19 protein-coding genes are annotated in these 24,004 nt (G+C 28.7%); 11 read left to right on the top strand and 8 right to left on the bottom strand.

Features of this window, described 5'->3' with window-relative positions:
* Positions 1–10: 10 nt before the first annotated feature.
* Together R3X25_RS04730 and ccsA are read left to right on the top strand one after the other, a co-directional pair.
* A complete protein-coding gene (locus tag R3X25_RS04730) occupies positions 11–1,258 on the top strand; it encodes a cytochrome c biogenesis protein ResB (protein ID WP_317672357.1) in 1,248 nt (415 codons plus the stop codon).
* A 2-nt stretch (positions 1,259–1,260) separates the two neighbouring features.
* Positions 1,261–2,061: a cytochrome c biogenesis protein CcsA gene (gene ccsA, locus R3X25_RS04735; RefSeq protein WP_317672359.1), complete on the top strand. Its 801-nt coding sequence runs from the start codon at positions 1,261–1,263 to the stop codon at positions 2,059–2,061.
* Positions 2,062–2,114: 53 nt separating this feature from the next.
* Here the strand turns inward: ccsA and dut are convergent, their stop codons facing one another.
* The 4 genes from dut to R3X25_RS04755 are packed head-to-tail and all read right to left on the bottom strand — an operon-like array spanning position 2,115 to position 5,218.
* Positions 2,115–2,546 carry a dUTP diphosphatase gene (gene dut, locus R3X25_RS04740; protein ID WP_317672361.1) on the bottom strand — a complete coding sequence of 144 codons (432 nt, stop codon included), beginning with the start codon at positions 2,544–2,546 and terminating at the stop codon, positions 2,115–2,117.
* Positions 2,547–2,551: 5 nt separating this feature from the next.
* Complete coding sequence (locus R3X25_RS04745; RefSeq protein WP_317672363.1) at positions 2,552–3,388, bottom strand: alpha/beta hydrolase; 837 nt, start codon at positions 3,386–3,388, stop codon at positions 2,552–2,554.
* Entirely contained in the window at positions 3,382–3,753 is a 372-nt protein-coding gene (locus tag R3X25_RS04750; protein WP_317672365.1) for a hypothetical protein, read from the bottom strand. The genes R3X25_RS04745 and R3X25_RS04750 overlap by 7 nt, the downstream gene beginning before the upstream one ends.
* Before the next feature lie 7 nt (positions 3,754–3,760).
* Positions 3,761–5,218: a polysaccharide biosynthesis C-terminal domain-containing protein gene (locus R3X25_RS04755; RefSeq protein WP_317672367.1), complete on the bottom strand. Its 1,458-nt coding sequence runs from the start codon at positions 5,216–5,218 to the stop codon at positions 3,761–3,763.
* 77 nt (positions 5,219–5,295) lie between these two features.
* Between R3X25_RS04755 and R3X25_RS04760 the strand changes: the two genes are divergently transcribed.
* The 4 genes from R3X25_RS04760 to hemG all read left to right on the top strand — a co-directional run bounded on the left by R3X25_RS04760 (position 5,296) and on the right by hemG (position 8,716).
* Positions 5,296–6,165: a fructosamine kinase family protein gene (locus R3X25_RS04760; RefSeq protein ID WP_317672369.1), complete on the top strand. Its 870-nt coding sequence runs from the start codon at positions 5,296–5,298 to the stop codon at positions 6,163–6,165.
* A 54-nt stretch (positions 6,166–6,219) separates the two neighbouring features.
* Positions 6,220–7,215 carry an NAD(P)H-dependent glycerol-3-phosphate dehydrogenase gene (locus R3X25_RS04765; protein ID WP_317672371.1) on the top strand — a complete coding sequence of 332 codons (996 nt, stop codon included), beginning with the start codon at positions 6,220–6,222 and terminating at the stop codon, positions 7,213–7,215.
* A 23-nt stretch (positions 7,216–7,238) separates the two neighbouring features.
* On the top strand, positions 7,239–8,108 hold the full coding sequence (locus tag R3X25_RS04770; RefSeq protein WP_317672373.1) for a hypothetical protein: 870 nt from the start codon (positions 7,239–7,241) through the stop codon (positions 8,106–8,108).
* 80 nt (positions 8,109–8,188) lie between these two features.
* Positions 8,189–8,716, top strand: a complete 528-nt coding sequence (gene hemG, locus R3X25_RS04775; protein ID WP_317672375.1) for a menaquinone-dependent protoporphyrinogen IX dehydrogenase — start codon at positions 8,189–8,191, stop codon at positions 8,714–8,716.
* Here the strand turns inward: hemG and R3X25_RS04780 are convergent, their stop codons facing one another.
* The gene (locus tag R3X25_RS04780) at positions 8,717–9,775 is read right to left on the bottom strand and encodes a lactonase family protein (protein WP_317672377.1); all 1,059 of its coding nucleotides are present in this window, start codon (positions 9,773–9,775) and stop codon (positions 8,717–8,719) included.
* 18 nt (positions 9,776–9,793) lie between these two features.
* Entirely contained in the window at positions 9,794–10,195 is a 402-nt protein-coding gene (locus tag R3X25_RS04785; RefSeq protein ID WP_317672379.1) for a hypothetical protein, read from the bottom strand.
* Between the two features lie 152 nt (positions 10,196–10,347).
* Between R3X25_RS04785 and R3X25_RS04790 the strand changes: the two genes are divergently transcribed.
* Entirely contained in the window at positions 10,348–14,172 is a 3,825-nt protein-coding gene (locus R3X25_RS04790; protein WP_317672381.1) for a PAS domain S-box protein, read from the top strand.
* Here the strand turns inward: R3X25_RS04790 and pheS are convergent.
* Positions 14,124–15,143, bottom strand: coding sequence for a phenylalanine--tRNA ligase subunit alpha (gene pheS / locus R3X25_RS04795; RefSeq protein WP_317672383.1), 1,020 nt, complete (start codon positions 15,141–15,143; stop codon positions 14,124–14,126). The two genes, R3X25_RS04790 and pheS, sit on opposite strands and share 49 nt — an antisense overlap.
* A 259-nt stretch (positions 15,144–15,402) precedes the next feature.
* On the opposite strand from pheS, the gene gdhA (R3X25_RS04800) reads away from it, so the two are divergent.
* The 3 genes from gdhA (R3X25_RS04800) to gdhA (R3X25_RS04810) all read left to right on the top strand — a co-directional run bounded on the left by gdhA (R3X25_RS04800) (position 15,403) and on the right by gdhA (R3X25_RS04810) (position 21,381).
* Positions 15,403–16,746, top strand: a complete 1,344-nt coding sequence (gene gdhA, locus R3X25_RS04800; RefSeq protein WP_317672385.1) for an NADP-specific glutamate dehydrogenase — start codon at positions 15,403–15,405, stop codon at positions 16,744–16,746.
* 111 nt (positions 16,747–16,857) lie between these two features.
* On the top strand, positions 16,858–19,890 hold the full coding sequence (locus R3X25_RS04805; RefSeq protein WP_317672387.1) for a PEP/pyruvate-binding domain-containing protein: 3,033 nt from the start codon (positions 16,858–16,860) through the stop codon (positions 19,888–19,890).
* A gap of 153 nt (positions 19,891–20,043) precedes the next feature.
* Positions 20,044–21,381, top strand: coding sequence for an NADP-specific glutamate dehydrogenase (gdhA, locus tag R3X25_RS04810; RefSeq protein ID WP_317672389.1), 1,338 nt, complete (start codon positions 20,044–20,046; stop codon positions 21,379–21,381).
* A gap of 128 nt (positions 21,382–21,509) precedes the next feature.
* Here gdhA (R3X25_RS04810) and R3X25_RS04815 read toward each other — a convergent pair whose 3' ends face one another.
* Positions 21,510–22,811, bottom strand: a complete 1,302-nt coding sequence (locus tag R3X25_RS04815; protein ID WP_317672391.1) for a M18 family aminopeptidase — start codon at positions 22,809–22,811, stop codon at positions 21,510–21,512.
* Positions 22,812–22,888: 77 nt separating this feature from the next.
* Between R3X25_RS04815 and dinB the strand changes: the two genes are divergently transcribed.
* A complete protein-coding gene (gene dinB / locus R3X25_RS04820; protein WP_317672393.1) occupies positions 22,889–23,983 on the top strand; it encodes a DNA polymerase IV in 1,095 nt (364 codons plus the stop codon).
* Positions 23,984–24,004: the final 21 nt, after the last annotated feature.

The following is a 24,004-nucleotide window of genomic DNA, read 5'->3' on the forward strand; positions in this document are numbered from 1 at the left end:
CTACTTTATTATGAATAATAATACAACACAAATTCGACGTAATCTATGGGAAGCTCCCTGGGGTTACGTCGAATCTTTTTTTATAGGAATAGGATTAATGCTAACGGGTTTCTTTTTAGAAATTGCTTCAAGTAGTGGTTCTAATTTTACTATATCGTACCCATACAACCTTTACTTTTTAACTGGTTTTATTGCCTTTTTATTGGTTTTGTATTTTGTTTTTGGAAATACACAACTAGTGCGTTGGTTAACAAAAGTACCAGCGTCAATTTCAAGTATAGTTCTTGTTACTTCTTTGGTAATGATTATGGGAATTGTTCCTCAAGTTCCTTCAGAAAATGGAATTGTAACAAATCTTGGCTTAAATAAAATAACAAGTAATTGGGCATTTTTATTAGTACTTTTTCAGTTTTTAACTTGTTTAGGTTTAATAACTATTAAAAGAATTACACAATTTAATGTAGGAAATATTGGTTTTATTCTAAATCATTTAGGGTTATTTTTAGCATTAACTGCAGGTATGTTAGGTACGGGAGATTTGCAACGTTTATCTTTAAATACTTATGAAAACAAACATAGCTGGATAGCTACAGACGCAAACAATAATATAGTTGAATTACCTTTTGCCATTTATTTGAACGATTTTTTAATTGAAGAATACAATCCAAAATTGGCATTGGTTGATAATGAAACTGGAAACATTGCCGATAATAGTGGAAAGAACTTGTATTTAATTGATAAAGGCGAAGATTACATTTACAATAATTACGAAGTAAAAGTTGAAGAATTTTTTGTTACTTCAGGTAGAATAGGAGACAGGTATATGCCAGTGAACGATTTAGGTTCTCCACCTTCAGCATATATTTCAGTAAAAAATATTGAAAACGATTCTATTGTAAAAGGTTGGATTTCTTGTGGAAGTTTTGCGCATCCTTACCAATCTTTAAAACTAGATGACAACTATTCTTTTGTAATGACCATTCCTGAAGCAAAAAAATTCAGTTCAGATATTGATATTGTTTCAAAAAATGGAGAAAAAACACCAACCATTTTAGAAGTTAATAAACCTTTTAAATATGACGGATGGAAATTGTACCAATTAAGTTATAACGATAAGATGGGAAAATGGTCTCAATTAAGTGTTATAGAATTGGTTCGAGATCCGTGGTTACCTGTAATTTATACCGGAATATTTATGATGATTGCCGGAGCTTTTTATATGTTTTGGGTAGGAAATAAAATAACTAAAAATCAATAATTATGACTTGGATAGATTTTCCTTTATACAGCGGAATTGTATTTGCTTTTTGGGTTATTGGTTTAATAGTATTACTTATTTCGTATAAAAAGAAACCTTTAATAAAAGCAGCAAACATTCTATTTACGCTAGGTTGGATAGTATTAATAGTTTTTGTAGTCAAACTATGGATCGAACTCGATAGACCGCCAATGAGAACTTTAGGCGAAACTCGTTTGTGGTATTCAACATTTTTACCATTAATTGGTTTTATAACTTTTTTTAGATGGAAATACAAGTGGTTTTTAGGCTATAGTTTTATAATGGCAATAGTTTTCCTTGCAATTAACTATTTAAACCCTGAAACCTACTCAAAAACGCTTATGCCGGCATTGCAAAGTGTTTGGTTTGTGCCTCACGTGTTGGTGTATTTATTTTCGTACGCAGTTTTAGCAGCTTCAAGTATTGTTGCCATAAAAGGTTGGTACGATAATTATCAAGGAAACTTCAAAATAGAAACCTTAAAACTAGCTGATAACCTTGTTTATATTGGCTTTTCATTTTTAACGCTTGGATTACTTTTTGGAGCACTTTGGGCAAAAGAAGCTTGGGGACATTATTGGACTTGGGATCCAAAAGAAGTTTGGGCATTTTTAACTTGGATGGGCTATTTAATTTACATTCATTACCGTCATTTTCATCCAAATAAATCAAAACAAGCACTCACAATTTTGGCGCTTGCTTTTGTTGTTTTATTGGTTTGTTGGTTTGGAGTAAACTATTTGCCGGTAGCCAATAATAGTGTGCATACATATACAGATTAATATTTTTTGTGATAGTAAATTAATCTGTTGAGTAATGTTTTAGTATAAAAAAACTAAACTCCAGTAGAGCCAAATCCACCAGCTCCACGTTCTGTTTCACTTAATACTTCAACAACATCCCATTCTGCACGTTCGTGTTTTGCAATTACCAATTGAGCAATACGTTCACCATCGTTAATAATAAAATCTTCATTAGAAATGTTTACTAATATTACACCAATTTCACCTCTGTAATCTGCATCTACAGTTCCAGGAGCGTTTAAAACCGTAATTCCTTTTTTAGCTGCTAATCCACTACGTGGACGTACTTGTGCTTCGGTTCCAACAGGTAAAGCAATAAATAAACCAGTTTTAATAATGGCTCTTTCTAACGGTTTTAAAGTTACTGCCTCATCAATATTTGCACGTAAATCCATTCCTGCTGAAGCAATGGTTTCGTAGTTTGGTAATTCGTGTTTAGATTTGTTTATGATTTGTATTTTCATAATTCTTATTTATATAACCAGTTAATAACGTTTGTAAATTCTGAACTCCAAAAAGCTTCGTTGTGTTTACCTTCAGGGTTTATTTTTAGTGTTAAATTCTTCTTTTTATAGCCAGTTTCTAAAAGTAATTCTTTCATTTTTTCTGAATCAGATTCCATATTTTCACCTTCTTTTCCACCTACCAATAAATACATTTTCTGACACTTTAAATCACCGTTTTCTTTAGTAAATTCTTCAACCTTATTAGAAAACCAAAATGATGTTGATAAAGCGCCAATTTTACCAAAAGTTTTAGGGTATTTTAAACCTCCATAATACGAAATTAATCCACCAAGTGAACTGCCAATTAATGCTGTATGTTTTGCCTTATTTTTAGTCCTGTAGTTTGAATCTATGTATGGTTTTAAAGTTTTAACAATAAAATTGATATAAATTTCACCTTTTCCACCACCATATTTTTCGTGTGTCCAAGGTGTGTATTCGTTTATTCTTTCTGCTCCACCATTTTCAATAGCTACAACAATAAATCCTTTGCCTGTTTTTTTGAAGATTTCATTTAATTGTTCATCAACTTTCCATTCACCTGCATACGACGTTTTTGAATCAAAAACATTTTGAGCATCGTGCATATAAATTACTGAAAATTTCTTTTTTGAAGAGGTATAATTTGGAGGTAAATACAGCCAAACTTTATGTGAAATACTATTTAAGTTTTCAATTATAAATTCCTTTTTTAAAATAGTAACATTAGATGCGGCAGTTGATTTTTTCTCTTGAGATTTAGTAACCTTAAAAAATAATAGTACTACAATTACACTAAATAAAGTTCTAATATTTACCATTGATTTAACCAATTTAAAGCAGCGTGTTTTGTTGCAAATATTTCGAATTTATATTTATTAGTTTCAAAAAATTGCTTGTATAAAACAGTTAAAACAGTTGTTTTTGGATCATCAACAATAATTGCATCTATAATTTCATTATAATTTTCTAGTGATTTATAATTCTCTGCTACAATTAGATCTAACTCTTCAATAGTAAAATCAAATTTTGCATTTCTTGTATCGGAAAGAATTTTTAAACTTCTTGGGTATTGCGTATTATTTTTAGTAGCGCTTATGTAGTCTATAATTTCATTAGCAGTAACATTTCCTGTATAGTTTGCTTCTAATGTATTTGTTTTAATGTTGAATTTATGCTCTACCATAACAGAATTATTTTCTTTTTAAAATTGCTTTTAATTCGTGTTTCTCATTGAAATAGATGATAACACCAAAAATTAAAATAAGACCTACAGAAACTAAATAATTTTCTCTAAAATAGTAAAAAGAAATAAATGATATTACAATTGCACTTATTAAATAACTCAATGTTTTACTAATATTATATGGAACGGGATAGTATTTTTTTCCTATAAAGTAGGAGAGAAGCATCATAATTCCATAAGCTAATAAAGTAGCCCAAGCAGAAGCCATAAAACCAATTTTTGGAATCATAACTACGTTAAAAACAATAGTAATTAGTGCTCCAATTATAGAAAAATACATTCCAAATCGTGTTTTGTCCGTTAGTTTATACCAAATGGCTAAATTGTGATAAATTCCTAATAAAAGATTTGCTAAAAGAATTATAGGAACAATTATTAAAGCTTCAAAATATTCATCACTTCCTAATAAAATGGAAGCAAAAACATCTAAAAATGCCACAATAAAAATCATAAAAAACGCTCCTGCAATTACAAACCAATTTAATATAGTTGCATAGGTAGTTGTTGCATTTTTTTCTTCAGAATGATTAAAAAAGAAAGGTTCGGCGCCTAATCTAAATGCCATTATAAAAAGCGTCATAAAAACGCCTAATTTGTAACAAGCTGCATATACACCCATTTGTTGTTCACCAACCATATCACCCAATAATAATTTATCTAAATTTTCATTGGTTACATAGGCTAAACCTGCAATTAAAATAGGTGTTGAATAACGAAGCATTTTCTTCAATAAATCAAAATCAAATTGAATTTTAAATTTAAAAAATGTTGGTAATAATAAAATAAATGTAGAAGCACTTGCAATGGTACCAGCAATAAAAATAAAGATAACTTTTGGATTATTTTGATAGCTTAAAACTATAGATTCTGGTAACGAAATATTTTGCTGAATTGCATACGGTACAAACCACAAAAAGAACACATTAAAAAATGCAAAAATTAAAATATTTAAAACCTTGTATAAAGTAAATCGAATTGGTCGGTTAGTTACACGTAAATAAGCGTAAGGTATTACTACCATTGTATCTAAAACCGTTGTCCAAATAAGTAACTTAAAAAAAAGTGGATTTTTAAAGCCAAAAAAGTTAGAGATGTTTTCACTAAATATAAGCATTCCAACTAAAAACAAAAATGTAGTTGTTGCTAAACTTAAAAACGATGTTGAAACCACTTTTCCCTTCTCTTTTTCTTTGGAAAAAAACCTGAAAAATGCAGTTTCCATTCCATAAGTTAACAAAGCATTAAAATAGGCTGCATATACATAGTAATCTGTATTTACGGCGTATTTTTCTGCGGTTAATTTAGATGTGTGAAGTTTTACCAATAGTATATTAATTGCTCTTGGTAAAACTGCTGCAATACCATAAATTATTGTGTCTTTAAAAAATCGTTTAAGTGCGCTCAAATTAGGTTTTATAAAATATTGTATAAATGTAAAAAATTAAAGCTATTAGTATTAATTTTGCCCATTAAATATGTAGTATGGATTCAAATTTAAAAGATTTTATAGAAAACAGCTTAAATAAGCAATTACAAACCAAATCTAACTTTAATTGGAAAGCAATTGGTGGAGGTTCAATAAATAATACATATCAAGTTTTATCTAACACACATTTATTTTTTGTAAAAGTAAATACTACTACGGTTTTTGAAAACGGATTTAAAGAGGAAGTTTTAGGACTTCAATTTTTGAATAAACATAAGGCTTTAATACCAAATATTATTCTAGATGGTACTTTTCAAAACCAAGCTTATTTGGTTTTAGAATGGATTGAAAGTAAAAAGGAAACTCCAAAATTTTGGGAAAATTTTGCAATGCAATTAGTTAATTTACATCAGCAAAAAAGTGATAAATTTGGGTTAGATTATGCTAATTTTATGGGACAATTATCTCAAAAAAACACATATTTCAACAAGTTTTCAGATTTTTATATTGAAAACAGATTAAAACCTCAAGTTAAATTAGCTTTTGATTCAAACAAAATTGAAAAGAAACACTTAAAACAGTTTGAAGGTTTGTATACTAAAATTCCTCAAATTTTCCCTGTAGAAAAGCCTTCAGCAATTCATGGTGATTTGTGGAATGGCAATTTTATATGTTCAGAAAGTGAAAAAGCGGTATTTATTGATCCCGCAGTTTATTACGGTCATAGAGAAGTAGATATTGCTATGACTCAACTTTTTGGTGGTTTTTCAGAGAAGTTTTATAAAACGTATAATGAAATATATCCGCTAGAACCTTGTTTTAATCTTCGTAATAATTTTTATCATCTATATCCGCTTTTAATTCATTTAAATACATTTGGAAAGTCTTATTTAGAAAGCATTGAAAATATAATAACAGAATTTTAAGTATTCAATCGTTTCAATTTATTTACATTTGGAACACTAAAACTTAATTTATAAATGAACCAAAATCCAAAAATAGCCGTTTTAGGTGGCGGAAGTTGGGCAACAGCCATCGTAAAAATGTTATGCGAAAATGTAGAAGAAGTTGGCTGGTATATGCGAAATCAAGATGCTGTAGACTATATTTTAGAAAATCAGCACAATCCTAATTATATTAGTTCGGCTCAATTTAATTTAGATCAACTTCGCCTTACTAGTTCTATAAATAAAATGATTGAATATGCAGATATATTAATTTTTGCAATTCCTTCAGCGTTTTTAAAAAGCGAATTAGATAAAGTTTCAATAGATTTTTCAGATAAAATAATATTTTCAGCTATTAAAGGTATTGTTCCAGAAACAGGTTTAATTGTTGGTGAACATTTTAACAAAATGTATAATGTACCATTTGAAAATATTGGTGTTATTTCAGGTCCTTGTCATGCAGAAGAAGTTGCTATGGAACGTTTATCGTATTTAACCATTGCTTGTAGAGATATGAAAAAAGCACAGCAATTAGGGGAGTATTTAAGTAGCAATTACATTAAAACAAAAATTTCAGATGATATTATTGGAACCGAATATGCTGCAATGTTAAAAAATATTTTTGCAATTGCTGCAGGTATGGCGCATGGTTTAGGTTATGGAGATAATTTTCAGGCAGTTTTAATTTCAAATTCAATTCGTGAAATGAAACGTTTTATTAGAAAGGTTCATAAAATGAAACGTAACATTAATAATTCTGCTTATTTAGGAGATTTGCTAGTTACAGGTTATTCAACATTTAGTAGAAACCGAATGTTTGGAAATATGATTGGTAAAGGATACACCGTTAAAAGTGCCATGATGGAAATGAGTATGATTGCTGAAGGATATTACGCTACTAAAAGCGCCTATATTTTGAATGAAAAAAATAAAGCTAAAACACCAATTATTGATGCCGTTTATGCTATTTTATATCAGAATAAAAACCCAAAAACTGTATTTAAAAAATTAACAGATCAACTCGATTAATTTGTGACTATCAATAATTATCTATGAAAAACAATCTATTTTTTTTTATAATTTTAATTAGTAGTTTAATTTCATATGCTCAAAAAAAAGAGCTAATTATAGAAACAGATAGTATTCGAATTTACGACACGTATTTATCTAAAAATGAGAAAAATAATTTAGCTCCTACACTTTATAATAAAGGAATATTGTTTACTTCAATTAATAATGCAGGGTATAGTAAACTTTATTTTTTTGATGATAAAAACGAACCTCAAAAAGTTAGAATTACTTCAAAATTTGATTTAGGTAAAGTTGCTGTTTTTAACAATGAAATTTATTTTACTGGAAATTTAGAAAACGGAAATTCAACTATTTTTAAAGGAACAATAAAAGATTTAAAAGTAAAAAACGTAAAACAGGTATCGTTTTGTAAAAACGAATTTAACTACGCATTTCCTTCAATTTCAAAGGATGGAAAAATAATGGCTATTGTAACTAACGAAAAAGGTATTTACCACATTCAAATACTTAATAAAAGTAGCAATGGTAAGTGGATTAGAAGTGAAACAGCATTTATTACCTCTAGAAATTTTGCTATAATAAATCCAACATTAGTAGATAAAAACACTATTTACTATTCATCTAATATAAAAAAAGGAGAATTACAAAAAGTAGTTACTAGTGTTGTAGATGGAAAACCTGTAGTTGATGAACTTATTTATGAAGAAGACAGTTTTAATATTTATAAAATAACTAAAGTAAATGGTCGTTGGAGTATTCCAATAAAAGTCCATGTTTTTAATTCAGAATTTGACGATTTAGATGTGCTTTTTATAGATAAAAAGTCTGGTTATTTAACAACTTCACGTTTTGATAATAACGATAATATTTTTTATTTCGAATTAAAATAGCAGCCTAATTTTTGTTGATTAATATCATAACACTACTCAATAAGTATTTGTAATTTTAGTAAGATTTTAAAAAAGCTAATATGTTAGTTAAAACAGGATTAATATTTGCAACTGTAGATGGTCAAACCATAAAAATTGCCGCTAGAATTAAAGACGTTTATAATAAGAATAATCAGCCTTTGGAAGTTATTAATATTGAAGACTTTAATGGAAATATTGATGATTTTGACACACTAATAATAGGTTCTAGTATTAGATATGGAGTTCATAACGAGGTTATTATAAAGTTAATTGAAAAAAATAAACCCAAATTAGATACAATTAAAACTGCTTTTTTTTCTGTGAATTTAGTGGCGAGAAAACCTGAAAAAAATACTCCAGAAACAAATCCGTATGTTGTAAAATTCTTCAAAAAAATTAATTGGAATCCTACGTTAAAAGAAGTTTTTGCTGGAATGTTAGATTATAAAAAATATGGTATTTTTGATAGAACTATGATTCAGTTTATTATGTGGATTACCAAAGGACCAACAGATAAAAATGTAAAAATAGAATACACTAATTGGGAACAAGTAGATGAGTTTGCTAAAAAAGTAATGAAACTCTAATTAGAATATTAAACAAACGGGTGAAGCCTGTTTGTAATCTTCCACAAAATTTAATTTTCCTGTTTTTTTATGCACTTTAAAAACACAAATATTATTACTGTATTGATTAGCAACCAATAAAAATTTTCCATTTGGTGAAAGGGTGAAATTTCGTGGCCAATTTCCTTCAACACCAATAGATTGTATTTTAGTAAGTTTCCCGTTTTTCTTATTTCGTTTAAAAACAACAATACTATTTTCACCTCTATTAGAGCCATACAAAAATTGTTGATTTTTAGATAAATGAATATCGGCACATGAGTTTTTACCAGTATAGGTAGTGTTTAAGGTGTTTATATTCTGAATATTAGTATAATTGTTATTATTGTTTTTTAGAACGCTAATTGTAGAATTCAATTCGTTAATAACATAAATAAATTTTCCTTTTTTTGAAATTTCAAAATGCCTTGGTCCAGCTTTATCCTTCATTAAAATAGTATCTTTCAATTGATAACTATCATCAGGTTTCACTACATATTGAGCTAAAAAATCTCTCCCTAAATCTGCAGTAAATAAATTATTTTTAAAAAACTTTGCTGAATGTGCATGTGCTTTATCTTGTTTAATGTTGTGATTAAAAACTTGAAAAGCTGTAGCTATTTTTCCTGTTTTTGAAACTTTATACAATGCAATAGTTCCACCACCGTAATTTGAAACAACTAACGTGCTATTATTTTTATTTAAAGATATATGGCAAGGTGCAGCTCCGTTACTTTTAGTTTCACTAATTAAAGCAGATTTCCCTTTGTTTAGTGAATATGATTGTACAACTCCATTTTCCCCATTTTCACTTACAGTAAACAGTTTTTTTTTGTTTTTTGAAAGCGTTATAAAAGATGGGTTTTTTACTTTAGTAACTAATAATTTATGATGAAGTTCTCCGGTTTTAGTATTAAAATAATAACGGTAAATTCCTTCACCACCAGTGTTTACAGTATATGTTCCAACATACAATTCAACGTTTTGTGCAAATAATAGGCTACTAAATAATAGAAAAAAACTAAAAATTAATGGTTTCATAGGTAAAACAGAATAAAATTATTTAACTAAAACTCCTTTTTTATTTAATTGAGAAATCAATCGTAATGCGCCATCTTTTATAGAGTTTTTTTCAAACACAAATTTTTTGTCATACATTTTTGAATCTTCAAAAAAAGTTACGTTAAAAAAGTTGGTAAGCTTCAAAAGTTCAGGTTGTATAAGTTCCACCTTTGCAAATGAGTTTGCCGGAAGTTTCTCTATTTTATGTCTTAATACAGCAGTTTCTAATAATTTATCTTCATCATATCCTTTTGAAACTATTAATACCATTTCAAGGTCTACATTTTTGTTATTGATAATATATGCATTCCAATCGTCACATTTAAATTCATTATTAAACTCTTTAACAATAGCCATAAAAACATCGCTAACTTCTGGTATTTCAATGTCTTTTTTCATAAAAAAAGTTATTTTAATAGAAATCAAATATATTGAAATACTTCCCTACAGCGCAATTTATTTGCAAAAAAAGATTATGATAAAAATCATGTCTTATGTAACTAATATTACTTAAATTTGATATTTAAATATTCCCTACAATATTTTCCCTCATGGACTATTCATCTATTAATGAAACTTTAGAATTTTTATCTAAAAACAGATATATTAAACCTGAAGAATGTCTAAATAGCATTTGTGATTTTTTAGCTAAAAAACTTGAAGTTGATTATATTTTTATAGCAAAATATAATTGTAAAAAACCTGGTATTGCTGAAACTATTTCTTTTTACAATCAACAAAAATTCCAACCAAATTTCACTTACGAGATAGATAAAACACCTTGTAATTTTATACGAAAAAAGGAGTTTTGCTTATACCCAGACAATGTTGCAGAGCAATTCAAGGATGATTTTTTTTTACAGGAGAATGGTGTGCGTTCCTATAGCGGAAATCCTTTATTTAACCTAGAAAAAAAGCCAATTGGATTTTTATCAATTATGCATACAAAACCCTTTAACAATGTTAAGGAAATTGAAGTAATTGTTAAAATTGTGTCTTTAAAAGCTGAAAAAATTCTTGAAAAATTCTTACACATAGATCAGCTTGATTTTATTTTAAAAGAGAATAAAACAAAAGAAATTATACAGGAAAATAAGTTTAAATTACTCTCAAATTTAACGTTTGAAGGAATATTAATTCATAAAAACGGAGTTGCCATAGATTTAAATTTAGCCTTTGAAAAATTGTTTGGTTATTCAAAAAGAGAGCTTGTAGGTTTAGATTTCGCTGAACTTCTTTACAATAAAAAGAACCAATCTATTGTTTATGAAAAAAGAAGAGAAGATTCTGGTAAACCTTACATTCTTGAGGCTATAAAAAAGGATAATTCTGTAATAAAAATAAGAGTTGAAACAAAGAAAGTAGAAAATGCTGAAGGGTATAGAGTAACGGCTTTTAGAGATGTTACAGATGAATTAAAAGGGAAGCAAGAGTTACAATTATTTAAAGCAGGTGTTAATCAAAGTGCAAACTCAATAGTTTTAACTGATAAAAAAGGACATATAGTTTATGTGAATCCTAAATTTGAAAATGTAACAGGATATAAATTTAATGAAGTTATAGGCAAACACACTAGATTACTTAAATCAGGAAATCAGTCAAATGCTTTTTATGAGAAATTGTGGATAGAAATAAGCAAAGGAGGAACATGGGATGGAGAATTAGAAAATAAGAAAAAAAATGGAGAATTATTTTGGGAACATGCAATTATTACATCTATAAAAAATAAAGAAGGAAAAATTACAAATTACGTTGCGATAAAAGAAGATATAACTGCAAAGAAAAAAGCCTATTCTGAACTTGAAAATGCTTATTTAACAATAAAAGAAAAAGAGCAATACCTCTCAAGTATTTTAAAAACAGCTAAAGAAGGATTTTGGGTTATTAATAATAATTTAATTACTACTTCTGTAAACGATGAACTTTGCAGAATTATTGGCTATAAAACAAGTCAAATTGTAGGTGAGTCTATTTATAAATTTGTTGATAAAGAGAATACAAAAATATTTGAACGTCAAATAGCTATTAGAAACAAAGGAAAATCTAGTATTTATGACGTTGAATTACAACATAAAAACGGTAGTAATGTTCCATGTAAATTCAGAACTTCTGTAATTCGAAATGAGGATGATAAAAAAATTGGATCTTTTGCTTTGGTTACAGACATTTCTTATGCAAAACAGTCTAAACAAATTCTTGAACATCAAAACGATCAATTATTTAATATTAGTAATGAACTCTCTGAAAAGAATAAATTATTATTGGAGAGTAAACTATCTTACCAAAAACTATTCGAACAGAATCCAGTTTCGTTATGGGAGCAAGATTATTCACAATTAGTTGAGATAATTAATAATAAGAAAACTGAAGTTGATAATTTTGAAAACTACGTAAATATTAATAAGGCCTTTGTTTACGAATGTGCAAAAAGTGTAAAACTTTTAAATATTAATCAAAGTACTTTAAAATTTTTAAAACTAAAAAGTAAAGATGAAATAAAAAGTACAATAGATATTAAGTTTTCTAAGCAATCTTTTGATTCTTTTAAAAATCAAATAATATCAATTGCTAATAATGAAAAAGAATATGTTAGCGAGACAGAAGCTTTTATTCAAAATAATAATGTACCTATTATATTAAAGGTGAGTATGCTTGAAAACAATATCGGGATTGTTGCTGCTTACGATATAAGTGCAATTAAAGCAGCTAAAAATAAATTAATAAGACAAAACAATGCTTTAAAAAAGGCTAAAGATAGTATTGAGGAAAGTGATCAGAGATACAAATTAGTTGTGGCCGCAACCAATTATGGTATTTGGGACTGGAAAATTAAAGAAGATAAAATGTTTTATTCCAAACAATGGAAAAAACAAATTGGATATAACGAAGATGAATTAGAAAACAATTTGCAAACATGGGAAAATAACCTGCATCCAGATGATTGTGATAGGTCTATAAAAGCAGTTGATAATTATATTAAAAACCCTCAAGGTCAGTTTCAATTAGAGTTTAGATTTAAACATAAAAAAGGCCATTATATTTGGGTTAGTTCAAGAGCTGAAGGTATTAAAAATGAAGAGGGTAAATTAATTAGATTATTTGGCTCACATAGAGATATAACCTTAAGAAAAGAAACTGAAATAAAATTACAACAACAAACTCAAAATTTAATAGAAGCAAAAGAAAAGGCAGAAGAAAGTAATAAGCTAAAAACAGAATTTTTACATAATTTGTCTCATGAAATTAGAACTCCAATGAATGGAATTATTGGGTTTAGTGACTTGTTGAACGAATCTAATTTAGATTTAAAACGTGTAAAAACATATACTAAAATAATTCAAAATAGCGGAAAACAGCTACTAAATATTATTGATGATTTACTTGAAATATCTAGATTAGGAACCAAACAAGTTAAATTAAATAAAGAACAATTTTCACTTAATAACTTCTTGTTTGAACTATTTTCTGTTTTTGATTTAAAAACAGAAGATAAAGATATTTCATTATACCTAAAATGCGGTTTAAGTGATGAGCATAGCTATATAGAATCGGATAAAAGTAAATTAAATAAAATATTAAGTAATTTATTAGAAAATGCCTTAAAATACACAAATGAAGGGTTTGTAGAGTTTGGTTATAATATTGAAAATAAAAATGTAGTATTCTATATAAAAGATACTGGGATAGGAATAATGAAAGATAAATTTGAATTAATATTTGATAAATTTTCGCAAGGCCATAAAAAACTATCAGCAAAAATGGGAGGCCTTGGATTAGGGTTAGCTATAGCAAAAGAAAATGTAAAACTTTTAGGTGGTGATATTACTTTAGAATCTGAAATAAAAAAAGGAACCACATTTAAAGTCTCTATACCCTTTACTCAAAACAATAAAAATAACAAAATGGGAGAAGGCGGCAATAATGATGTTGAGAAGGATTTAAATAATAAATTAAAAATTTTAATTGCTGAAGATGATGAAGTAAATTATTTATTACTTGAAACTATAATAAGAGATGTTTTAAATTTAGATTGTGATTTAATACATGCCAAAAATGGAAAAGAAGCAGTTGATTTTGCTTTATCAGAATCTATAGATTTAATACTTATGGATGTTGAAATGCCTTTATTAAATGGTTTAGATGCAACTAAAATTATTAAAAAAGAACTTCCAAATATTCCAATAATTGCTCAAACAGCTTATTCAACCATCGAAGATAAAAACAAAGCAAAACTAGCTGGTTGCAACGATTTTATAACTAAACCAATAAATAAAATGGAATTAAATACTTTATTTGAAAAGTATTTGGTTATTAAAAAAGTTAACGTTTATATTACAGATTTAAACTGCTCTAAAAAACGTACATCGTTTTCATAAAACATTCTAATATCTGGTATTTGATATAGCAACATTGCAATACGTTCAATTCCCATTCCAAAAGCATAACCACTATATACTTCAGGATCTATATTAGCATTTTTCAAAACGTTTGGATCTACCATTCCGCAACCCATAATTTCTAGCCAGCCAGTACCTTTTGTAATTTTGTAATCTGTTTCAGTTTCTAATCCCCAATAAATATCTACTTCTGCACTTGGTTCGGTAAATGGAAAGTATGAAGGACGAAGTCTAATTTTAGATTTCCCAAACATCTCTTTTGTAAAGTACAATAATGTTTGTTTTAAATCAGCAAAAGAAACATCAGTATCTATATATAAACCTTCAACTTGGTGAAAAATACAATGTGCACGAGCCGAAATATCTTCATTTCTAAAAACTCTACCCGGTGAAATAGTTCTAATAGGTGGTTTGTTATTTTCCATATAACGTACTTGTACCGAAGAGGTATGTGTACGCAACAAAATATCCGGATCTGTTTCAATAAAAAAAGTATCTTGCATATCACGTGCCGGATGGTATTCTGGTAAGTTTAAGGCAGTAAAGTTATGCCAATCGTCTTCAATTTCTGGTCCTTCAGAAACTGTGAAACCAATTCTTGAGAATACATCAATAATTTTATTTCTAACAATAGAAATTGGATGGCGAGAGCCTAATTCAATAGGTTCAGATGGACGCGTTAAATCTCCATAAAATCCTTTTTCTTCAATAGAATTGTCTATTTTTTCATTCAGTGATGAAACTTTGTCTTCCGCAGCTTTTTTTAAAGTGTTTAAAGCCTGTCCAAAATCTTTACGTAATGTTGGATCTACATTTTTAAATTCAGCAAATAAATCTTTCAATAAACCTTTACTTCCTAAATATTTAATTCTAAAAACTTCAATTTCTTCTTTTGTTGCAGCGTTAAAAGCTGAAACTTCTCCAATCAATTCTTTTACCTTATCTAACATTCTCAATAAAATTAGGCTGCAAATTTACAATTTTTTTCTTTGTTTCTGTTTCATTTTCAGCTTTTGAAAAAAGAAGAGTTATTTTTAAAATAAACACCATTTCTAACATGTATTTTTAATAATACATTTAAATTTTACGAAAACGTTTTAGTTTTCGTGTTTTTTTCGTTAAATAAGTTAATATTTTTGAGGAAAAAATAAAATATAACTATATTTATGTAACAAATTACTATATATATAAAATAATACCACTTAAATTATGGAATCAATTATAAAAGGGTTTATGGATTTGGTGAAGCAACGCAACCAACATGAACCAGAATTTTTACAAGCAGTTGAAGAAGTAGCAGAAACAGTAATTCCTTATATTGTAGATCATGATATCTATTATGGTAAAAACATTTTATTAAGAATGGTGGAGCCAGAAAGAGTTTTAATGTTTAGAGTTCCATGGATTGATGATACGGGTGAAATTGTTGTAAATAGAGGATTTAGAATTGAAATGAATTCAGCAATTGGTCCATATAAAGGTGGTTTACGTTTTCATCCAACAGTTAATTTAAGTATTCTTAAATTTTTAGCTTTTGAACAGGTTTTAAAAAATGCATTAACAACATTACCTATGGGTGGTGGAAAAGGAGGATCAGATTTTGACCCTAAAGAAAAATCAGATGGTGAAATAATGCGTTTTTGTCAATCATTTATGTCAGAATTATTTAGACACATTGGTCCAAATACAGATATACCAGCAGGAGATATTGGTGTTGGAGGTAGAGAAATAGGATATTTATTTGGAATGTACAAAAAACTACGTAACGAGTTCACGGGTGTATTAACAGGTAAAGGAATGTCTTGGGGTGGAAGTTTAATTCGTCCTGAAGCAACAGGTTACGGTACAGTATATTTTGCACAAAGTATGCTAGAAACAAGAAATGATTCTTTTGAAGGAAAAGTTGTTACTATTTCTGGTTCAGGGAATGTTGCTCAATACGCTGCTGAAAAAACAATTCAGTTAGGAGCTAAAGTTGTTACTTTATCTGATTCTGGTGGGTATATTTATGATGAAGAAGGTATTAATACTGAAAAGTTAGAGTTTGTTATGGATCTTAAAAACAACAAACGCGGTAGAATTAGCGAATACGTTAGTAAGTACCCAAACGCAAAATATGTTGCAGGAGAAAGACCATGGGGAGTAAAATGTGATATAGCATTACCATGCGCAACTCAAAACGAAGTTAATTTAGACGATGCTAAAAAATTACTAGCTAATGGATGTTTTGTTATTAGTGAAGGAGCAAATATGCCTTCTGAACCTGAAGCTGTTCACGCGTTTCAAGATGCTAAAATTTTATACGCTCCAGGAAAAGCTTCAAACGCTGGAGGAGTTGCAACCTCTGGATTAGAAATGTCTCAAAACTCTTTACGTATTGTTTGGACACGTGAAGAAGTAGATCAAAGATTGCGAAAAATAATGTCTAATATTCATAAAAACTGTATTAAATACGGTAAACAAGATAATGGTTATGTAGATTATGTACGTGGAGCAAATATAGCTGGATTTGTAAAAGTCGCAGACGCAATGTTAGCTCAAGGAGTTGTTTAAATAATAAGTTTAATTATTACTAAAAAAGGTTGTCGAAAGTCAACCTTTTTTTATTCTTCTTTTAAAAATCTTTTGAATAGTTTAACTTGCAAAAACAATAACCAATTAACAATGGATAAAAAACAACTTCCAGACTTACGTACTTATGAATTCGAAGAGTTTGAATTCAACCAATTAATGCAAAATCGTATACATAAAGTAGTAATTGTATGTTCTAATTACGATTATTATATGCTAGAAGAAGATGGAAGAATAGATGAACGTTTATTTAATGAATACACATCTTTAAACCTTCGTTATCCACCAAATTTTATACATGCAAATTCAGCAAAAAGAGCCATTAAATTAATGGAAACTGTTAAAATTGATTTGGTTATAACATGGTTAGATGTTGGAAATTATAAAACTTTTGAAACTTCAAAACAAATAAAAGATATTTTTCCGCAAGTGCCAATTGCGGCATTAAGTTATTATTCATCTGAATTAAAAACAAGGTTAAAAAATGACCAAAAAAATGTAATTGATTTTGTATTTCAATGGAATGGAAATGTAGACATTTTTTTAGCTATTATTAAGCTTACTGAAGATAGAATGAATGCAAAAAAAGACATTAATGAAATTGGTGTAAAAGCAATTTTGTTGGTTGAAGATTCTCTCCGTTTCTATTCTCGATATATCCCTATGATATATAAAGTTATACTAAAGCAAACTAGAGCTTTTATGTCTGAAGGATTGAATGAACATAGAAGAATGTTATTAATGAGAGGACGTCCAAAAATATTACTAACCACCAATTATGAAGATGGATTAATAGCTTTTGAAAAGTATAAAAATAACTTATTAGGCGTAATTTCTGATGTAAAATATTTTAAAAATGGAGTTTCTAATAATGAAGCAGGTTTTGATTTATTAAAACATGTAAGAAGTGTAGATCGATACTTCCCTTTTTTAATTCAATCTTCTGATATTAAAAACGAAGCAAAAACACTAGAACTTAAAGGAAAATTTTTACATAAATATTCTGAAACTTTAGGTGTAGATATAAAACACTATATAGCAAAATATTTTGCTTTTGGAGACTTTGAATTTTGGGATCCAAAGGTTCATAAAGTTTTAGCAAAAGTTAAAAATTTAAAAGAATTTCAAGAGGCTTTAACCTCTGTTTCAGATGATTGTTTGTTCTATCACGCTAAACGAAGCGAGTATTCTAAATGGCTACGTTCAAGAGCTCTATTTCCATTAGCAAACTTATTTAGTAAAATAGAATACGAAGATTTTGCAAACCCAAACCAAATCCGAACCTTTTTAATAAAATCTATACAAAAATATCGCCTCTACAAATCTAGAGGTGTAATAGCTAAATTTGATAGTAATAATTACGATGAATATTTAGGGTTTTCTAGAATTGGAGAAGGTGCATTAGGTGGAAAAGGAAGAGGTTTAGCATTTATAGATTCGTTTTTAAAAAGAAACAAACTATTTAATAAATTTAAAGATGTTACAATTTCAATACCTAGAACAGTAGTTGTTAGTACAGAAGTTTTTGATGAATTTATTGAACGACATGATTTAATTCATTTTGCAGCAAATTGTAAAAGTGATGAAGAAATTTTAGAAAAATTTGTATCAAAACCATTACCTAGTTGGGTGCTAAAAGATATTGAAGCTTTTTTAAATGTTTGCACTTCACCCATTGCTGTTCGATCATCTAGTGTTTTAGAAGATTCACATTATCAGCCATTTGCAGGTGTATTTGCCACCTATATGATTCCAAATGCTGAAAAATATAAAATGTTAGATATGATATCAAATGCTGTTAAATCAGTAATTGCTTCTTCATTTTTTCAAAGCAGTAAATCATATCTAAAAGCCACTTCTAGAACTGTTGAAGAAGATAAAATGGCTGTAATTTTACAAGAAGTAATAGGCAAAGAATATGATGATGTTTATTATCCAAACATTTCTGGAGTAGCACGTTCTATCAATTTTTATCCTATTGGTGAAGAAAAACCAAACGAAGGAATTGCTCAAATTGCTTTAGGTTTAGGTGAAATTATTGTTGGAGGTGGAAGAACGCTTCGATTTTCACCCTATCATCCAAAAAAAATATTACAACTTTCTTCACCAGGAACAGCACAACGCGAAACACAAAAGTATTTTTACGGATTAGATATGAATCCGGATAGCTACAAAGCTTCAGTAAATGAGTCTATTAATAAAAAGAAAATAAGTTTACGTAAAGCTAAAAATCATGGTTCGTTAAAATACGTAGCTTCAACGTACGATTTACAAAATAACATAATTCGACCAGGAATTTTACATGACGGTATTAGAGTTTTAACCTTTGATAATATATTAAAATACAATACATTTCCTTTAGCAGAAATATTAAAAGATTTATTGCGTGTTGGACAACGCGAAATGCGAAATCCAATTGAAATGGAATTTGCTGTAAAATTAGATGTTGAAACAGGTTACCCAAAAGAGTTTAGTTTTTTACAAATTAGACCAATTGTAGAAACTGTTGAATCTGCAAGTATTTTACCAGAAATAGTTAATGAAAATGATACTATTATTTATTCAGAATCAGCTTTAGGAAATGGAAAATATGAAGATATTACAGATTTTGTGTATGTAAAACCAGAAACATTTAACTCTGCAAATACTAGAGAAATTGCCAAAGCTGTTGAAGAAATTAATAAAAAATTTGAAGAAAATAATGAAAACTATATTTTAGTTGGTCCTGGGCGTTGGGGATCAAGCGATTCATGGTTAGGAATACCAGTAATTTGGTCTCAAATTTCTTCAGCAAAAATAATTGTGGAAGCTGGTCTACACGATTATAGAATTGATCCAAGTCAAGGAACACATTTTTTTCAAAATTTAACTTCATTTAGAGTGGGATATTTAACAATAAATCCATTTATAAACGATGGTTTTTTTGATTTAGAGTATTTAAACAGTATAGATGCTGTTTGTGAAAACGAATATTTAAGGCATATTAAATTTGAAAAACCTCTAACTATTTTAGTAGACGGAAAAACAAATAAAGCTGCAATTTTTAAAGAAGGAATTGAAATAAATAACCATTTAGATACTTTAGAAGAATCTATTGATGAATTACCACCTGATGGTTTTATGTAAATTAAACATAAGTTGTTAAAATTCAAATTAATAAAGTAACAAAAAGCGCAGTGTTATTTTAAGAAAACTTTAAATATTAAATCGAATAAAACATTAAATTTGTATATAATTTAAAACAATAATTTAAGCACACCAATTATACACCAAAATATTATGAATGTAAATGATATAATGAACAACCTGGAAGCAAAGCATCCAGGTGAAAAAGAATACTTACAAGCAGTACATGAAGTATTAGAATCTATTGAAGATATTTATAATGAAAACCCTCAATATGAAGCAGCAAAAGTTATAGAACGCTTAGTAGAACCAGACAGAATTTTAACTTTTAGAGTTTCATGGGTAGATGATTCAGGAAACGTAAATGTAAACATAGGTTATAGAGTTCAATTTAATAACGCTATTGGACCTTATAAAGGTGGAATTCGCTTACATCCAAGTGTAAATTTAAGTATTTTAAAATTTTTAGGCTTTGAACAAACATTTAAAAATGCATTAACAACACTGCCAATGGGTGGTGGAAAAGGAGGATCAGATTTTAATCCAAAAGGTAAATCTGATGCTGAAATTATGCGTTTTTGCCAAGCGTTTATGTTAGAACTATGGCGTATGATTGGACCAAGTACCGATGTGCCTGCAGGTGATATTGGAACCGGAGGACGAGAAATTGGGTTTATGTATGGTATGTACAAAAAACTACAAATGGAAAATACAGGAGTTTTAACAGGCAAAGGTTTAAACTGGGGAGGAAGTTTAATTCGTCCTGAAGCTACAGGTTTTGGAGCAACTTATTTTGCAAATCAAATGTTGAAAACTAACAATGATTCATTTAAAGGAAAAATAGTAACAGTTTCTGGATTTGGAAATGTTGCTTGGGGAGTTGCTTTAAAAGTAACAGAACTTGGAGGTAAAGTAGTTACAATTTCTGGGCCTGATGGTTATATTTATGATGAAGCTGGTTTAGATGAAGAAAAAATTGATTACTTATTAGAGCTTCGTGCTTCAAATAACGATATAGTTTCACCGTATGCTGAAGAGTTTCCTGAAGCTAAATTTTTTGCAGGTAAAAAACCTTGGGAAGTAAAATGTGATATTGCAATGCCTTCTGCAATTCAAAATGAATTAAATGGCGAAGATGCTGAAATGTTATTAAAAAATGGAGTACAGTATGTAATTGAAGTTTCAAATATGGGTTGTACACCAGAAGCTATTGATAGTTTTCATAATAATTCAATTCCATTTGCACCAGGTAAAGCGGCAAATGCTGGAGGAGTTGCAGTTTCTGGATTAGAAATGACTCAAAATGCCATGAAAATTAACTGGACAAAAGATGAAGTTGATGCTAAATTACATCAAATAATGAGTTCTATTCACGTTGCTTGTGAAAAATACGGAACTCAAAGCGATGGTTATATTAACTATGTAAAAGGAGCAAATATTGCTGGTTTTATTAAAGTAGCAGATACTATGTTAGATTTAGGAGTTATCTAAATTTAACCAAACTTTATAAACAAAAAAAGCCTGCTGAAAAGCAGGCTTTTTTATTATTTCTATCGTCATTCTGAATTTATTTAGCTATGCTGAATCTTTGATTTCAGGTTGACATATTTTTTTAGTGCTTATATCTCATAAAAACACTTAAAAGCGTCTGTTATATACGTATGATCATCAACACCGCTGGTTTCTCTAACAGAATGCATTGCCCACATTGGGTTTCCAACATCTACAGAGCGTATTGCTAATTGACCAGTAGAAACATTCCCAAGTGTTCCACCACCTCGCATATCGCTTCTATTCACAAATTTTTGATAAGGAATGTTGGCTTTTTTGCAAATCATTTCAAACGCTGCTCCAGAATCACTATCTGTAGTATATTTTTGGTTTCCTTCAATTTTAATTACAGGTCCGCTATTGATAATTGGCCTTGTTACAGGATCGTGTTTTTCTGGTCTGTTTGGATGTAAAGCGTGTGCCATATCTGCACTAATCATAAACGAATTGTACACAGCTCGTTGCACATCTTCTTCGTTTTTATCTTGTACCGAAACAATTCTAGTTAAAATATCTTTTAAAATTGGCGAACCTGCTCCTTGTTTAGATCGGCTTCCAACTTCTTCATTGTCAAACAAGGCTAAAACATTGGTTGCCTTACTTGCTGAAGCTTCACTAAAAGCCGTTAAACCAGCGTGAACCATAGCTAAATCATCTAATTTTCCTGATGAAATAAACTCATTATTCATACCAATAATACTTCCTTTTGTAAAATCGTATAAGTTTAAATCTACCTCTAAAATGTCTTCTTTTGGAACGTTAATTTCTTCAGAAATTTTATGTAACAACAATCCTTCTTTGTTCACTTCATTAGTAATAATTGAAGTAACAGGTAACATATCAATTTGTTTGTTTAACTCAATTCCTTCGTTTACAGTTCTATTAAAATGAATTGGTAAATTTGGAATGGTAATAATTGGTTGATTAATGTTTACTAAATATGATTTTGGCTGTAACAAATTATCACTTTTCACACTCACTCTACCAGCAATTGATAAAGGTCTATCTAACCAAGTGTTTAAAATGGCGCCACCATACATTTCAGTATTAAACTTTACATATTTATCTTCAACATTAATTTCAGGTGAAGGTTTTATTTTAAATGAAGGAGAATCGGTATGTGCTGCAATAATTTTGAAGCCATTTTCTTCAATTTCATCGGTTCCAACAATAAAAGCAAATAGGGAAGTATTATTTTGACTAACAAAGTATTTTTCACCTTTTGAAATGTCCCATTTATCAGTTAGTTTTAATTTAGAAAATCCTTTTTCTAAAAGAATTTTTTTAGCATTTTTTACTACGTGATACGGACTTGGGCTATCGTAAATAAAGTCGATTAAATTTTGAGCGTATTTTAGGTTTTTCTTCATAAGAAAATAGTATATTTTAGTGATAAGTACAAGAACAAATATAGCAATTTATTAAAGGTTATTTGTAGTTTTATAAAGTGAAAGAAGTTATAATAAATAGAAAAATAATTCATGTAGATATGGATGCATTTTATGCTTCTGTTGAACAAATGGACAATCCAGAATTAATAGGAAAACCTATTGTTGTTGGAGGTTCTAGTGAGCGTGGTGTTGTTTCTGCTGCTAGTTATGAAGCACGTAAATTTGGAGTGCGATCTGCTATGAGCGGCCAAATAGCTCGAGAATTATGCCCTGAACTTGTTTTTGTAAAACCACGATTTGACAGGTATAAAGAAATTTCACAGCAAATACGAAAAATATTTTTAGATTATACCGATTTGGTAGAACCACTTTCTTTAGATGAAGCGTATTTAGATATAACAGAAAATAAAAAAGGAAATCCATCGGCAACACTAGTTGCGAAAGAAATAAGAGAACGTATTTTTAACGAAGTTGGTTTAAGAGCTTCCGCAGGGATTTCAAACAGTAAATTTGTTGCTAAAATAGCTTCAGATATTAACAAACCAAACGGACAAAAAACTATTCCACCAGAAGAAGTGATTCAGTTTTTAGAAGAGTTACCTATTGAAAAATTTTATGGAGTTGGCAAAGTTACTACCCAAAAAATGTATAAACTGGGTATTTTTTATGGAAGAGATTTAAAGGCTAAAACTGAAAAATTTTTAACTAAACATTTTAATAATTCAGGTGAATATTATTATAAAATTGTTAGAGGAATTCATAACAGTCAAGTAAAACCAAATAGAGCTAGAAAATCGGTTGCTGCTGAACATACTTTTTCAAAAAACTTAACTTCAGAAATATTTATGTTAGAGAAGTTAGAAAAAATTTCAGAAGAATTAGAACGTCGATTATTTAAATCTAAAGTATCTGGAAAAACAATTACATTAAAAATTAAGTATAGCGATTTTAAAACACAAACACGTAGTAAAACGTTGCCCTATTTTATAAAAGAAAAGGCTGTTTTATTAGAAACAGTTAAAGAGTTATTGTATCAAGAAAAAGTTTTAAACTCGGTTCGATTATTAGGTATTTCAGTAACTAATTTAAATATTCATGCTAAAAAAGCTACTGAAAAACCTATTGTTGTTCAATTAAAATTTGAGTTTTAAATTAAAGTGTTATTAGTATTA

Source organism: Lutibacter sp. TH_r2, assembly GCF_033101135.1.
Classification (GTDB): domain Bacteria; phylum Bacteroidota; class Bacteroidia; order Flavobacteriales; family Flavobacteriaceae; genus Lutibacter.

What these genes read in the sequence shown, in the direction of transcription:
- R3X25_RS04790 (WP_317672381.1), top strand. Translation starts at nt 10,348, where the DNA reads ATGGACTATTCATCTATTAATGAAACTTTAGAATTTTTATCTAAAAAC.
- R3X25_RS04745 (WP_317672363.1), bottom strand. Translation starts at nt 3,388, where the DNA reads ATGGTAAATATTAGAACTTTATTTAGTGTAATTGTAGTACTATTATTT.
- dut (WP_317672361.1), bottom strand. Translation starts at nt 2,546, where the DNA reads ATGAAAATACAAATCATAAACAAATCTAAACACGAATTACCAAACTAC.
- hemG (WP_317672375.1), top strand. Translation starts at nt 8,189, where the DNA reads ATGTTAGTTAAAACAGGATTAATATTTGCAACTGTAGATGGTCAAACC.
- R3X25_RS04770 (WP_317672373.1), top strand. Translation starts at nt 7,239, where the DNA reads ATGAAAAACAATCTATTTTTTTTTATAATTTTAATTAGTAGTTTAATT.
- R3X25_RS04760 (WP_317672369.1), top strand. Translation starts at nt 5,296, where the DNA reads ATGGATTCAAATTTAAAAGATTTTATAGAAAACAGCTTAAATAAGCAA.
- R3X25_RS04765 (WP_317672371.1), top strand. Translation starts at nt 6,220, where the DNA reads ATGAACCAAAATCCAAAAATAGCCGTTTTAGGTGGCGGAAGTTGGGCA.
- gdhA (WP_317672385.1), top strand. Translation starts at nt 15,403, where the DNA reads ATGGAATCAATTATAAAAGGGTTTATGGATTTGGTGAAGCAACGCAAC.
- ccsA (WP_317672359.1), top strand. Translation starts at nt 1,261, where the DNA reads ATGACTTGGATAGATTTTCCTTTATACAGCGGAATTGTATTTGCTTTT.
- R3X25_RS04785 (WP_317672379.1), bottom strand. Translation starts at nt 10,195, where the DNA reads ATGAAAAAAGACATTGAAATACCAGAAGTTAGCGATGTTTTTATGGCT.
- pheS (WP_317672383.1), bottom strand. Translation starts at nt 15,143, where the DNA reads ATGTTAGATAAGGTAAAAGAATTGATTGGAGAAGTTTCAGCTTTTAAC.
- R3X25_RS04805 (WP_317672387.1), top strand. Translation starts at nt 16,858, where the DNA reads ATGGATAAAAAACAACTTCCAGACTTACGTACTTATGAATTCGAAGAG.
- gdhA (WP_317672389.1), top strand. Translation starts at nt 20,044, where the DNA reads ATGAATGTAAATGATATAATGAACAACCTGGAAGCAAAGCATCCAGGT.
- R3X25_RS04750 (WP_317672365.1), bottom strand. Translation starts at nt 3,753, where the DNA reads ATGGTAGAGCATAAATTCAACATTAAAACAAATACATTAGAAGCAAAC.
- R3X25_RS04815 (WP_317672391.1), bottom strand. Translation starts at nt 22,811, where the DNA reads ATGAAGAAAAACCTAAAATACGCTCAAAATTTAATCGACTTTATTTAC.
- R3X25_RS04730 (WP_317672357.1), top strand. Translation starts at nt 11, where the DNA reads ATGAATAATAATACAACACAAATTCGACGTAATCTATGGGAAGCTCCC.
- R3X25_RS04780 (WP_317672377.1), bottom strand. Translation starts at nt 9,775, where the DNA reads ATGAAACCATTAATTTTTAGTTTTTTTCTATTATTTAGTAGCCTATTA.